10 protein-coding genes are annotated in these 13,903 nt (G+C 56.9%); 7 read left to right on the top strand and 3 right to left on the bottom strand.

Going from position 1 to position 13,903, the window contains the following annotated elements; all coding sequences use genetic code 11:
- Nucleotides 1-89: 89 nt before the first annotated feature.
- On the top strand, nucleotides 90-2,123 hold the full coding sequence (locus CWI75_RS13195) for a TonB-dependent receptor domain-containing protein (RefSeq protein ID WP_162300081.1): 2,034 nt from the start codon (nucleotides 90-92) through the stop codon (nucleotides 2,121-2,123).
- 29 nt (nucleotides 2,124-2,152) lie between these two features.
- Here CWI75_RS13195 and CWI75_RS13190 read toward each other — a convergent pair whose 3' ends face one another.
- Nucleotides 2,153-3,169 (bottom strand): CE1 family esterase, encoded by a 1,017-nt coding sequence (locus CWI75_RS13190; RefSeq protein ID WP_146003596.1) that lies wholly within the window; start codon nucleotides 3,167-3,169, stop codon nucleotides 2,153-2,155.
- 111 nt (nucleotides 3,170-3,280) lie between these two features.
- The gene (purU, locus tag CWI75_RS13185; protein ID WP_101521966.1) at nucleotides 3,281-4,168 is read right to left on the bottom strand and encodes a formyltetrahydrofolate deformylase; all 888 of its coding nucleotides are present in this window, start codon (nucleotides 4,166-4,168) and stop codon (nucleotides 3,281-3,283) included.
- A gap of 188 nt (nucleotides 4,169-4,356) precedes the next feature.
- Between purU and ppsA the strand changes: the two genes are divergently transcribed.
- The 6 genes from ppsA (at nucleotide 4,357) to CWI75_RS13155 (ending at nucleotide 12,719) form a co-directional block, all read left to right on the top strand.
- Nucleotides 4,357-6,759 (top strand): phosphoenolpyruvate synthase, encoded by a 2,403-nt coding sequence (gene ppsA / locus CWI75_RS13180; RefSeq protein ID WP_101521965.1) that lies wholly within the window; start codon nucleotides 4,357-4,359, stop codon nucleotides 6,757-6,759.
- Between the two features lie 180 nt (nucleotides 6,760-6,939).
- Nucleotides 6,940-8,097: an acyl-CoA dehydrogenase family protein gene (locus tag CWI75_RS13175; protein ID WP_241521216.1), complete on the top strand. Its 1,158-nt coding sequence runs from the start codon at nucleotides 6,940-6,942 to the stop codon at nucleotides 8,095-8,097.
- A gap of 26 nt (nucleotides 8,098-8,123) precedes the next feature.
- A complete protein-coding gene (locus CWI75_RS13170; protein ID WP_101521963.1) occupies nucleotides 8,124-8,522 on the top strand; it encodes a nuclear transport factor 2 family protein in 399 nt (132 codons plus the stop codon).
- Between the two features lie 10 nt (nucleotides 8,523-8,532).
- Nucleotides 8,533-10,167 (top strand): class I adenylate-forming enzyme family protein, encoded by a 1,635-nt coding sequence (locus CWI75_RS13165; RefSeq protein ID WP_162300080.1) that lies wholly within the window; start codon nucleotides 8,533-8,535, stop codon nucleotides 10,165-10,167.
- Between the two features lie 154 nt (nucleotides 10,168-10,321).
- Nucleotides 10,322-11,578, top strand: coding sequence for a malonyl-CoA decarboxylase (locus tag CWI75_RS13160; protein WP_241521215.1), 1,257 nt, complete (start codon nucleotides 10,322-10,324; stop codon nucleotides 11,576-11,578).
- A gap of 142 nt (nucleotides 11,579-11,720) precedes the next feature.
- Nucleotides 11,721-12,719, top strand: coding sequence for a ribose-phosphate diphosphokinase (locus CWI75_RS13155; RefSeq protein WP_101521960.1), 999 nt, complete (start codon nucleotides 11,721-11,723; stop codon nucleotides 12,717-12,719).
- A gap of 18 nt (nucleotides 12,720-12,737) precedes the next feature.
- Here CWI75_RS13155 and CWI75_RS13150 read toward each other — a convergent pair whose 3' ends face one another.
- A complete protein-coding gene (locus tag CWI75_RS13150; protein ID WP_146003595.1) occupies nucleotides 12,738-13,754 on the bottom strand; it encodes a hypothetical protein in 1,017 nt (338 codons plus the stop codon).
- Between the last annotated feature and the right edge of the window lie 149 nt (nucleotides 13,755-13,903).

The raw sequence follows: 13,903 nt of genomic DNA, 5'->3' as shown, positions 1-13,903 counted from the left end.
AACACCCGGGGTGCGCCAATATGCCACATCCCGGGCGGGCTTCGCATCTCTATAATGCGGCCGGTATTCACAACCACCGAGCGGGCATTATGGATTGCAGAATCGTTATACTGGCGTCACTCACTCTCGCGGCAACTTCGCTTGCGACCGCCTCATCCGGTCCGGAAATCGACCACAGCCTGGCTATTGAACTGGTGGAAGTCACCGCCAAATCACTGTCACGCGATGAACTGTCCAGCGAAGCGCCCGTTACCCGCCCAACTCACGACGCCGGAGAATTACTGCGCTCGGTGACCGGCATGACTGCCCTGCGCAGGGGCGGGCGCGGTTTTGACCCGATTATCCGCGGCCAAAGCCAGGCAAACCTCAATATTATCGCCAACGGCGCCTTTAGCTATGGTGCCTGCCCCGGGCGGATGGATCCACCCAGCACTTATATCGGTGTCGACAGTTTTGATTCAGTGTCCGTCATCAAGGGTCACCGGTCAGTTATCTACGGCGCGGGTGGCAGTGGCGGCACCCTGCTGTTCGAGCACCGCCGGCCGGAGCTGTCCGCGGCGGGTTTTACCGGCTCCATAACCAGCGGTTACACCGGCAATTCGGATCTGAAGAACCTGGGAGCAGACCTGGCAGCCGGCAATGACCGTGGTTACCTGCGCCTGTTTGGCGCTCGTAAGCGCTCAGGGAACTATCGGGACGGTAATGGTAACCCGGTCGCCTCGGCTTTTGATTCCGAGACTATCGGCCTGGTTGCCGCTATTGATATCAATCCCCGCTCGACGCTCGAAATCAATCACGAACGCGCCTCGGAAGAGGATATCTGGTATGCCGGCAATGGCATGGACGCCGTTTACGCGGACTCCGCCAGCACAACCGTCAAGTGGCGGCAGCGACAACTTGGACCGGTCGACGAACTGGAGGTCACGCTCTACCGCAGCGATGTGGATCATCTGATGGACAATTACACAGTGCGCAACCGCAATACCGTGGCCGATGGCATGGCCGCACCTTCCACATCCGATACCTGGGGCGGCCGTGTCCTGGCGATCCTGCTCAGGGATGACCATGAATGGCGCTTCGGGCTGGACCACCGCGCCAATGACCGCGGCGCCAACCTGTATATGGACCGGGGCACGGATGGTAGCTACGACATGCTGGTTGCGCGGATATGGCCGGATGTACGCCAGCGCCAGACGGGCTTATTTGCCGAACTTGACCGCCGTATAAATGCGCGGGACACACTGCGCCTTGGCCTGCGCCTGGATACCTTTGAATCGCGCGCCGCCGATGCCACCATCAGCACAGGTATGATGGGTAGCGCGACACCCGCCACCCTGTACCGGGAGTTTTATGGCAGCGCCGCCGGCGACCAGGACGACATGGGAGTCAGCGCTGTGGTGGGCTGGGACCGGACTTTTGCCAACAACATGCTATTCAGTGTGAACCTCAGCCGTTCAGTACGTACTCCCGATGCCAGCGAGCAATGGATTGCGCGCCGTGCCGGTGGCGCATTCTGGGTGGGAGACCCCGAACTGGCAGCGGAAATCCATCACCAGCTGGACCTCACTTTGATGCGCAGCCAGGGAGCGCTGGACTGGACTGCAACGGTATTTGTTGACGAAGTGGCCGACTATATCGAACGTTACCAGGACGGCAATGCCGATTTGTATCGCAACAGTGGTGCGACCCTCTATGGCACTGAACTGGACGGCTCACTGCACATCACCGACGCCCTGGAAGCCCGCCTGGGCCTGTCCTGGACCCGCGGGACAGGCGATAACGGCGATCTTGCACAAATTGCCCCGCTGGAAGCCCGTCTGAACCTGGATTACCGACAGGGCACCTGGGGGATCGGGGCTGAATGGGTGGGTTCGGCGCGACAGACTCACTTCAACCCGGCAATTGACGTGGATGAACCGACTGCCGGTTTCGGTGTCCTTCACCTTTACGGCCACTGGAACGTCAATACCGACCTGATCGTGGAAGCCGGGGTCGAAAACCTGTTCGATCGCAATTATGCCTATCATGTCAACGCCGGCAACGCGGATCCGTTCTATCCCGACGCCGTCCGGGTTAACGAGCCCGGGCGCCAGAGCTGGGTCAAGCTGCGCTACCAGTTTTAGAAGCTCCCGTTTGCTTTAACAGTGTGCCATCAGTTGCCTGCTGTTGGCCTGCCTGCAGCCCCGGGGATCTCCATCCCGCCACTGGCGAAGAAAGACCAGATCAGCTCGATAGCATCGAATTCGTTGCTGGTTGTTCCCAGCAATCGCGGCTGTCGATGGGTAGGGTGAGGTATGGTATGGCCACCGTTCTCCACGGTTACCAGCACTACCGGCGCACGCCCGGGTGCCCGCCAGTGAGTGCTGGTGACAGACGTCACGGCATCCGCTTCTCGCTGCAGCCAGTCGTGCAATTCGCCGTCATCGCCATGGCCCGCCAATGACGCCCAGTAGCGTGCGGTGTCCACGCTGGAACGCACCGCACCGCGGCTGGCGTTGCCCAGCACTGTGACCAGGCCGCCCTCGTAGGGATTAACGGAATCGGCTGTGCCATTGATAATCAGTGTCGGCATGGCGACGCCTGTGCTTTCACAACCCAGGTTCTCCGTTACCGGCAGGCTTGCTGCAATCGGCGCGATACCGGCAATAAGCTCCGGCGCCTCCAGCGCAAGCCGATATGCCATATGGCCACCGTTGGAGAGACCGGTGACATAAACCCGATTGCGATCGATGGTGTGGTCCGCTGCCAGCATATCCAGCATGGCTGCCAGAAATCCCACATCATCGACATTGTATTTGTTGGCGGCATAATCTGCGCTGGCGCGACAATCGTTCCAGTGCCTGTCGATGCCATTCGGGTAGACCGCGATAAAACCATCGCGCTCGGCGAGGACATTAAACCCGTAATGAGTGGCCTCCATCATTTGCTCGGCAGATCCAAGCGACCCGTGTAATACAATGACCACTGGTGCAGGTGCAGACAGCGTGGCGGGTACCCAGGCCAGCCAGCGCCTGGGAAGTTTGTCGTGCACCAGCTGCCCGGGCTGAAGGCTCCCCGCCAGTTCGGGCTTTTCTACACTGTCAGACGAGAGATACCACCAACCCACCAGGGACATCAGCCACAACAAGATGGCAAACCCCAGCATGGCCCTAAAAAGAAAACGTCGCACAGACTCAGCCTCTCAAAAATGAAATGATTTGTTCCCGCGAATCAAGTGTACCGCAGTCAATCCGATTTGCGACCACGGCAAACCCGGGGCACTTTCGCATTCAGTAGCCTGTTACAGGATTACCGTCCGCTGGCCATTAATCTGCACACGTTGCTCACAATGCAGTCGTACCGCCTGGGACAGTGCCGTGGCCTCGGTGTCATGCCCCAGGTGCACCATCTGCTCAACTGATACCTGGTGATCGATAGCACGCACTTCCTGGGCGATAATGGGCCCCTCATCCAGATCCGCTGTCACGTAGTGAGCCGTCGCACCGATCACTTTCACCCCACGGTCGTAGGCCTGGTGGTAAGGCCTGGCCCCCTTGAAGCCCGGTAAAAATGAGTGGTGAATATTGATGGCCCGTCCCGCCAGCTGCCGGCACAGGTCATCGGAGAGAATTTGCATATAGCGGGCCAGCACCAACAGTTCAACCTGGTGTGCCTGCATCACCGCCAGAATCCCCGCTTCCTGTTGCGGCTTGGTTTCCGCGTTTACGGGCAAGTAGTGAAAGGGCAAGCCATACCACTCCACCAGGCCGCGGCAATCAGTGTGGTTACTGACCACCCCCACTATCCGGGCGGGCAGCGCGCCGGACTTCCATTTATTTAACAGCACGTTAAGACAGTGGTCGTAGCGGGATACTGCGACCAGCACCCGCGGCAGCTCATCCGTCGGGCGTAACTGGTAATGCATGCCCAGCGCCTCGGCCACAGCCGTGAAACGCCGCTGAAACTCCATAAAGTCCACTGTCATGGCGCGGTCATCGAACACGCAACGCAGGTGAAATGTATTACTGACAGGGTCACTGTAGTTGGAAATTTCGGTGATAAACGCACCCACTTCGAGAAACAGTTGCGAATACTGCGCTACCACCCCGAGCTGGTCCGGACACTGAAAAGAGAGCACATATGCGCGTACCGGACGTGCGCCGGGGAGATTCGTATCGGTGGGTGTCATGCAATTACCTGTCAATAACGTCGAAAGAGGCAAGCAGCCCCTGGATTCTAACCTGCCATGGTATTTTAAAGTGCTCGAATGCTCCACACCGTAATGCGCAAACCGCGCCGGAAAAATTGATCTCCAGCAAGCAGCCCTGAGCCCGTTCCGCTACGCTTGCCAAAGGGCATGGCAGAAGGAAAGCATTGATGACAGCAGATACCGCAATCAAGTGGTTCGACGAGCTGGGTCTGGAAAATATTGAAGCCGTCGGCGGCAAGAATGCCAGCCTGGGTGAAATGTACCAGCAACTGGAGCAACAGGGTGTCGCCGTACCCTACGGTTTCGCTACCACCGCCCAGGCCTTTCGCGACTATCTGGCCGACAACGAGATTCTGGAGCCGATGCGAAAGCAGCTGGCGAAGCTGGACGCTCGCAAGCAATCGCTGGCCAAGACCGGCGATAACATCCGCACACTCATCCGGGAGGGCGAATTTTCTCCGAGCCAACGCGACCAGATCGTACGTTCCTACCAGCAACTGTGTGACCACGCCAAAATACCGGACATGCCGGTTGCCGTGCGCAGCTCCGCCACGGCGGAAGACCTGCCCCAGGCCAGTTTTGCCGGCCAACAGGAGAGCTTCCTGAACATACGTGGTGGGGATGCCCTGCTCGAAGCCTGCCGCGAATGCTATGCCTCGCTCTATACCGACCGCGCCATCGCCTATCGCGAGGAAAATCACTTCCCCCACGAGCAGGTCGCGCTGTCGGTTGGCGTCCAGCAAATGGTCGAAGCCAGTGCTGCGGGCGTCATGTTTACCCTGGATACCGAGAGCGGCTTTCCCGATGTGGTGTTGATCAATGCGGCCTGGGGCCTGGGTGAAACAGTGGTCAAGGGCTCGGTGAACCCCGATCGTTATATGGCCTATAAACCATTCCTGGATAACCCTGATCTCGCCCCTGTCATAGAAAGTACCATTGGCACCAAGCTCTATAAAATGCGTTACACGGGGCCCGACGACCATAAAAAGAAATCCTCCCGCGGGGCCGCAACAATCACCGTAGATACTACTGCCGAAGAACAGCGTCGGCGGGTGCTAAGCGACGCCGAAGTATTACAGTTGTCGCGCTGGGCACTGGCCATAGAGCGCCACTACCAGCGGCCCATGGATATCGAATGGGCCCGGGACGGTGACGGCCAGCTCTTTATCCTGCAGGCTCGCCCCGAAACCATCGAATCCCAAAAGGATCGAGACGTAATGGTCAGCTACAAGCTGAACGAGAGCGGCAAGATATTGGCGGAAGGGGCCAGTGTGGGCAGCGCCATTGCCAGCGGACCCGTATGCATAGTCCACGAACCCGGTGACGTGGAGCATTTTCCGGAAAATGCCATCCTGGTTACCGAGCGCACGGACCCGGACTGGGTACCGATCATGCGCCGGGCTGCCGGCATCGTCACCAATAGTGGCGGCACCACCAGCCACGCCGCCATAGTCAGCCGGGAACTCAAAAAGCCCGCGGTCGTGGGCTGCGGCAATGCCCTGGATGTCCTGCACAAGGACATGGAAATCACCATCTCCGGCGCAGAGGGCGCTACCGGCAGGATCTATGAGGGCCTGCTGGATTTTGAAAAGGAAACCATAAGCCTGGCGGACCTGCCTGACACACGCACCGAACTGATGATCAATGCCGCACTGCCCGACGGCGCTCTACAGTGGTGGCAACTGCCGGTTGCAGGTATCGGCCTGACCCGCATCGAATTTATTATTTCCAGCCAGATCCGGGTGCACCCCATGGCGCTAATCAACCCGGAGAAGGTCACCGACAAGGATGTCGCCAAAAAGATAAGCGAGCTCACCGCAGAGTTTGAACAGCCCACCGATTATTTTGTCCAGACCCTGGCCCGCTCAGTGGCAAAAATCGCCGCCTCACAGTACCCGCGGCCGGTTATCGTGCGGATGTCGGATTTCAAGTCCAACGAGTATCGAGGGCTACTTGGCGGAAAGTATTTTGAGCATCAAGAAGAAAACCCAATGCTGGGTTTTCGCGGCGCCTCGCGCTACTACCATCCTCTCTATCGCGAGGGTTTCCAGCTGGAATGCCAGGCCATCCGCCAGGCACGAGAGGCAATGGGTTTTGACAATATCATTGTGATGATCCCATTCTGCCGTACGCCCGGAGAAGCGGATAAAGTACTTGAAACAATGGCCGAGGCCGGACTGATCCGCGGTGAACGCGGGCTGCAGATCTACGTCATGTGTGAAATACCCTCCAATATCATTCTCGCCGATGAGTTCGCCCGGCGTTTCGATGGGTTCTCCATCGGCAGCAACGACCTGACCCAACTGATATTGGGTATTGACCGGGATTCGTCCCTGTTAAAAGAACTGTTCGATGCCCGCGATGAAGCGGTGAAACGCGCGATTGCAGAGGTGATACGGGTTGCACATAAGTACAAACGCAAGGTCGGCATCTGCGGCCAGGCACCCTCGGATCATCCCGAATTCAGCGAGTTCCTGGTAGGCTGTGGTATTGACTCCATCTCACTGAACCCGGATTCAGTAGCAAAAGCGTGGGACTATGTAGCCGCTGCGGAGAAAAGTCCCGGCTGAAAAGACGCTCTGCGAGATCCCTTGTCCCCCGAGTAACACATCAGCTGCTTTGCGCTCAGGCTACCTTCCTGTATGGCCAGCTCCGCAAGCTTGCCTTTATTTAAATAGCTGGATATTTGAACTTTATTTAAATAGGATGTCAGGCTGAATTATCCCAATAGTAGAAAGGCAGCTATCACCATGGAATTAAGCGAAGAAGACCAGTTATTCGTTGACGTCACCCGCAAATGGGCCGATAAGGAATGCCCCAAGGACTGGTGTCGGGAACTTGAGACCCGGGAACACCAGTTTCCCCATGAGCTCTGGGACAAGCTGGTCGCTTTCGGCGCACACGGTATCGGTGTGCCGGAAGAGTACGGCGGCCAGGGCGGCAGCATCGTCAACCAGGCGTTGTTCGCACGCGAGTTTTCGCGCACGGCCGCGGGCCTGAGCTGGGTGTGGGGAGTAACCTCGTTCTCGGGAACCAAGGCCATAAACTGCTGCGGCTCAGAGGCCCAGAAGCAGAAGTTCCTACCCCCTATCGCCAGTGGCGAACTGAAAACCGCAATGAGCTTTACCGAAGCCGGCGGTGGCACTGACCTCCTTGGCGGCATGAAAACAAAAGCCGAAAAGGTCGACGGCGGCTGGCTGCTGAATGGTGAGAAAATCTGGAGTACCGGGGCCGACGTTGCAGATTACCTGCTGGTCATGGCTCGCACCGATACCACTGTCACCAAGCGCAGTGATGGTATTTCCATCTTCTTCGTACCCCGCCACAGCGAGGGTATCAGCATCACACCCATGGCCAAACTGGGCATGCGCGCCATGAGCTCCTGCACCGTGGTAATGGACAAGGTCTTTGTCAGTGACGAGTTACTACTGGGGGAGCCAAACCGCGGCTGGTACCAGTCAACCAAAACCCTGAACAATGAGCGCCTGGTGAATGCAGCCACCTGCCTGGGCATGCTCGATGGCGTACTTGAAGATGCCGTGGATTACATGCAGAGCCGCCACGCCTTTGGCCAGCCCATTGGCCAGTTCCAGATCCTGCAGCATTACCTGGCGGATATGGCAATGTGGCAAAAACAGGGCGAATTACTGGTATTACATACCGCGAAACTACAGGCTGAAGACAAGCCCAGCGCTATAGAGTCCAGTATGGCCAAGGTATTCTGCTCCGAACACGCCAGCAAGGCGGCGGATCTTGGCATCCAGATTCTCGGCGGCATGGGTTATTCGGCAGAGACCGACATGCAGCGCTATTGGCGGGATTCGCGGCTTCTGCGCATAGGCCCGATCAGTAACGAAATGGCCAAGAACATGATTGCTGAAAGCTATGGCATGCCGCGATCTTTCTAATAACCGGACCTGCACCAGGGCACTGAATGAGCACATTTAACAAAGCTGTTGTGAAGCAATTTCTCGAGGCCGCGCAGGCCGGCGACACGGCCACCACAAAACAACTATTGCATCCCGATGTTCGGGTGATTGAGGCGGATTCGCTACCGTTCGGTGGCATTGTGACCGGTTTTGATGGCTTCAGTCGTCTCGTACGGCAAGTATTCACCACTTTTGCGGAAACTGCGGTAACCGTTCAGGAGTATCTCGCCGATGGCGACAGCGTAGTGGTACTGGCCACCATGACCGGCAAAAGCAAGGCTTCTGGAGAATCATTCCGCATGCCCATAGCCGAAATCTGGCGCCTGCGGGAAGGGCGAATCGTGGAGATCCAGCCGTTCTATCACGACACCCAGAAAATCAATGCCATGGCCAAAGCCCCCTGAAGGAGATTTCATGGCCGTAACGCCTGTCAACGCGACGACCCTGGGAGATTTTTTGTTGCGCAGCGCGCAGCATTGGCCGGATAACACCGCCCTGGTCTTTGCCGATACCCGGCTAAGCTACGGCGAGCTCTACCAGGCAGCATTTGACAAGGCGCGCCTGCTGCAGGGGCTGGATGTCGGCGTGAATGACCATGTTGGCATTTTGATGTCCAATTGTCCGGAGGCTGTCGAGTGGTTATTTGCCACGGCACTCTCGGGGGCCGTGGCGGTGATGATCAATGCCCGTTATAAAGCCCATGAACTGGCCTACGTGTTGGGCAACGCTGATATTACTACCCTTATAGCTGGAACCGGCGACAACCAGCCCGCAGACTATATTGGCCTGCTCTGCGAAATATACCCGCAATTGCAGGCCGGCGGCGCAGCACCGTCACTGCCGGAAGCGCCCCTGTTGACTGCCATCATAACCACGGGGACCGAAACGCCGCCCGATAATGGCCTGTTCGTCGCCGAGACAGAACTCATGGCATCCGGGACCCGGGTCAGCATCTCAGCGGCGAATGCGCGGAGGGCATCGCTGCCGCTGGATCAGTCCTGCCTGATGATGTACACCTCGGGCACGACCGCCAACCCCAAGGGATGCCCCCTCAGCCATGAGATGGTTACCCGAAAGGCCTTCACCATAGCCGACCGCCTCCTGTTCCAGGAAGAGGACCGGCAATGGAATCCCCTGCCCCTTTTCCATCTGGCTTCGATCATGCCGATGCTGGCATCATTTTCAGTGGGAAGCTGCTACCTCACTGATACGCACTTTGAAGCGGGCGCCGCCTGGGAGCAAATTCTGGGTGAGCGAGCGTCGGTACTGTATCCGGCCTTTCCCACCATCATGTCCGATCTGGTCACCCACCCTCTGTTTGCCCAACTCGATCCCGCACAGATCAGGCTCATCAACAATGTTGCTCCACCGGAACGTTTGCTGGCCAATATGAAACTGTTGCCCAAAACCCTGCATGTCAGTGCCTACGGCCTCACTGAGGGCACCGGGCTGTCCTGCTACAGTAACCCGGAAGACGATGATGCCACCCGGGCGCAGGTAATAGGAACGCCTCTCCCTGGTACCCTGGTAAGAATCGTCGATCCATCGACAGGTTGCGAACTACCTGCAGCGGCAGCCGGTGAATTGCAGATCAGCGGGTACAGCGTCTTTCGCGGCTATTACAAGGCGCCAAAGGCTACCAGAGAGGCATTCACTGCCGATGGCTGGTTTCGTACGGGTGACATCTGCTCACTTGATGAGCATGGTAGGATAAGCTATCGAGGGCGCCTGAAGGATACTTTCAAGGTAGGTGGAGAGAATGTGTCGGCACTCGAAATTGAATCCTTCCTGTCAACCCACCCGGCTGTGAAATTTGTCCAGGCCGTGGGTGTACCGGACCCCAGGCTGGAGGAAGTGGTCGCTGTGTTCGTAGAGCTGAACCCCGGTGCCGCCTGCAATGACCAGCAGATCATGGATTTCTGCAAGGGCCGGATTTCCTCTTTCAAGGTTCCCCGTTACGTGGAATTTGTTACTGAGTGGCCTATGTCCGCTACCAAAGTCCAGAAATTCAGCCTGCGAGACAAGCTGATCACCCGCCTGAACCTGTAACACACCAGCCCGACTCACAGGGAATTCCCCGAAAGCGGTATAGCCGGTAACAGGGCCACCACGTACCATATAAGGCACCTCCCGCTTTTACTCAAGGTACCCTATGGTTATCAACCGCTGGCTCAATTCAGTCGCCGCCGCCGGCAAACACCTAATGCGACGTTCTCCGCAGGAAAAGGAGGGTATCGCGGCGCTGTGCAAACAACTCTATTCGAACAAGGGCGAGGCCCTGGGTATTGCGCTGGCAGATGAAGTCGCACGCGCCTACAGTACTCTCGACCCGGAGCAAAAAACCGCATTTTTCCATACCCTTGCAGATGACTATAATCCTGACCCGGAGCTTATCCATCAGTGTGCGGAAGCTTATCGGGACAGCCACAGCCTCAGTGCCTACCGTTCACTCGCCAGGGCCATAGAATCCCCCAGGCAGACATTGTTCCGTCGTATCAACATGGCCCCTTCCGGCACTCGCACTGTGGTCTCCATGCGCGAGGACCTGCTCCAGATCATGACCGACGACGACGCCCTGAGCGCAGTGGATGACGACCTCCAACACCTGCTGAGCTCCTGGTTCAACCCCGGTTTTCTCAAGCTCAAGACCATGGACTGGCACTCCCCCGCGATCATTCTCGAGAAACTTATCGAATACGAAGCCGTACATGAAATGCAGGGCTGGGATGACCTGCGCCGGCGCCTGGATGCAACCGACCGGCGCTGCTTCGGCTTTTTTCATCCCGCCTTGCCCGAGGAGCCACTGATTTTCGTTGAGGTGGCCTTGGTACCTGCCGTATCCCGCTCAGTTCAGGCCATTCTCGCGCCTCACGATGGCGAGGTTGACCAGCAGAGCCTCAACACAGCCATCTTCTATTCCATCAGCAATTGCCAGAATGGCCTTCGCGGTATCAGCTTCGGGAATTTTCTGATCAAGCAGGTGGTAATGCAACTGAAGCAGGAACTACCACAATTACAACACTTCGCTACGCTGTCGCCTGTCCCGGGGTTCATGAAATGGTTGAACACCATACGATTTGATGAATCTCAAAAAGTTATATCAGAGGACGAACGCAGTAAGCTGATTGCACTGGATACCCCCGGGTGGCACCTGCACAGCAGTGACGAAGCATTGAAAGTCCTCCTGATGCGCCTGTGCGCACACTACCTGTTACTCGAAAAACGCGAAAAAGCCCCACTGGACCCGGTTGCCAGCTTCCATTTGGGGAATGGCGCCAGCATTGCCGGGCTCAACTGGCTGGGTGACACCTCGAGTAAAGGTCTTGAGCAGTCGGCGGGGATACTCGTCAACTACCAGTATGATCTCGATGAAGTAGAGCAACACCATGAGCAGTTTTTCAACCCTGGTGAAATAGCGTGTACGCCGGCAATACGCAGGCTGCTGACAGCCCAGCCCTGATGGGGAAATATCCGACAATCACAACATCAGGCGTTTATTGTCATTTTCAACTACATTTACTTGAAAGGAAGCAGGCCCCCGACGCCGTTGACTCAAGCACCATTATTTACGGGTAAAAGGGGCCCGGATAAAGGTTCCATTTATGGCAAGAAATGAGATGGCGTTATTCAGCCTGCACAGCGGCAAGGATTTTGCGGCGCTGGTTGCCGCTCATCTGGCAATTGACGTGGGCTTGCATGAAGAGCGGAACTTCCCGGATGGAGAACACAAAATTCGCCCATTGCAGAGCGTGCGCGACCGGGACGTATATGTTGTACAGTCTCTTTTCACCGACCACGAATACAGCCTTAACGACAAACTGGTAAGGCTGTTATGCCTGATTGGTGTACTGCGGGAAAACGGGGCGGACCGTATTACCGCCGTTATCCCCTATCTGTGCTATTCACGCAAGGAACGCAAAACCCAGGCCCGCGACCCGGTGACGAGCCGTTACATCGCACAGCTCTTTGAGGCCATGAAGCTTGACCGCATAGTTACGCTGGAAGCCCACAATACGGCAGGTTTTGACAATGCCTTTCGCTGCAATAGTGAGCACCTGAGTGCCCGCAGTACTTTTATTGAACATATCTTGCCGGATTTGCAGGACAAGATGATTACCGTTGCCTCGCCCGATGTCGGCGGTATAAAGCGCGCAGAACAGTTCCGGGAAGCCCTGGAACGGCGTATTGGCGTGCCGATGGGCACTGCATTCATGGAGAAGTTTCGCAGCGAAGGGGCGGTCAGTGGTTCGAACGTTGTGGGGGAAGTGCAGGATCGTACAGTATTAATCGTGGATGACATGATTACCAGTGGTCGCACCCTGAAACGCGCCGCAGAGGCGTTTAAGGACTCTGGCGCAACAGAGATAATTGGCATTGCCACCCACGGGAATTTCAGCGCAGCGGTAGATGGCGTTGTCAGCGAGCCATCCCTTGCATCATCGGCCTTGGCGAGGATCCTGGTAACCAACAGTATCCCACCGCGTTTGTTGCCCGAGGCCCTGTACCGTAATACGGTCGAGATGGTGGATGTATCGCCATTGATCGGCGAAGCCATTCATCGGCTTCATCACGGCGGCCTGGTAAGCAAACTTGAACACTGAGTATAAGCAGCCATTCTTTCAAAGGTCATAACAGGCAGTAAACGCTTCTGCCATATCCAGATAGCAGCCGGCTTTCTCCAGCCACCGCGCATTGTTTTCTTCGGGGCCGTCATCAAGATGGGCAGCGCATAATCTGGCTCTGACGCAAGCCCTGTACGCCTTATAAAACGCCAGCAATAGTGCCGCTGGTTTATCACCGCTATGTTGCCCATACGTCTCAAAGAGGATTTCCCCTGCCCAAGTGTCGCCCAACTGTTGGCACTCCATGGCGAGAAAGGCGAGTTCATCCACCCGGTCCTGTATACGCAGGTTGCGACTGAATTCAAGGCAATCGATTATTACCGGCGGTTCGGTCAGGCAAACATGCTCGGGACGCAGGTCCCCATGGGCCTCAACAATCATTCCCCGCCGTGCCCGTTCACTGAACAGGCGGGCTTCAGACCCAAGCACCGTTAACTGCCTGCCAACGATACGCTCTACTTGCTGTTGGGCAACGGGATATGCCGCCAGGGCGCGATGGTTATTGCGGACATTGTCTTCCAGCCGCTGTCGATACTGCTCAGCTGATAGCTCAATCGGGGTAGACTGCTGATAGAAATCAGTCAGTAGAATCGCTGCCCGGGCAACGGCTGAGTAATTAACATCACACGCTGCCAGCTGGGAATCGAGCATCGCGTCATCGGGTAGACGGTGCATGACCACCAGCCAGTCAACGGCCACGCCACTGCCCAGGCTTAATTGCTGACCCGCCTTTATCCCGAGCCGTTCAACCCCTATATAGGTGTCGCCGCCCAGTCGGCGATTCAACCGGAGCTCCTCACCACAGTTATGATACCGGGCGTCCAGACTACGCAGATCAACCAGGTCTCTCTGCAACGGTTTCTTCAACTTGTACACGCGCTCAGTGGTTAGAAACACCCATGACATATGGGTTTCCATTGCCGTTACAGGGCCGTCATAATCCACATAGGCAGCGGCACTGGCCAGAAAAGCCACCTTGTCATCAAGTGTTGGCAAGCTCCTGGTGCTCGCCATTTGCCGGCTTGCCACGTGGATCAACCCGGCTCGCCACCGGTGACCAGGGCAAGGCCCCTGCTATCGAAAGCAGGGTAAGCGTCCCTGTCGAAAGCCGTGCCCTTACTGACTTTGATAACGCCTTCCGGCAACATAAGAATGCACTCCCT

Source organism: Kineobactrum sediminis, from assembly GCF_002868715.1.
Classification (GTDB): Bacteria; Pseudomonadota; Gammaproteobacteria; order Pseudomonadales; family Halieaceae; genus Kineobactrum; species Kineobactrum sediminis.
Note: the sequence above shows the minus strand (reverse complement) of the source record. Positions and strands in the feature narration are given on the sequence as shown.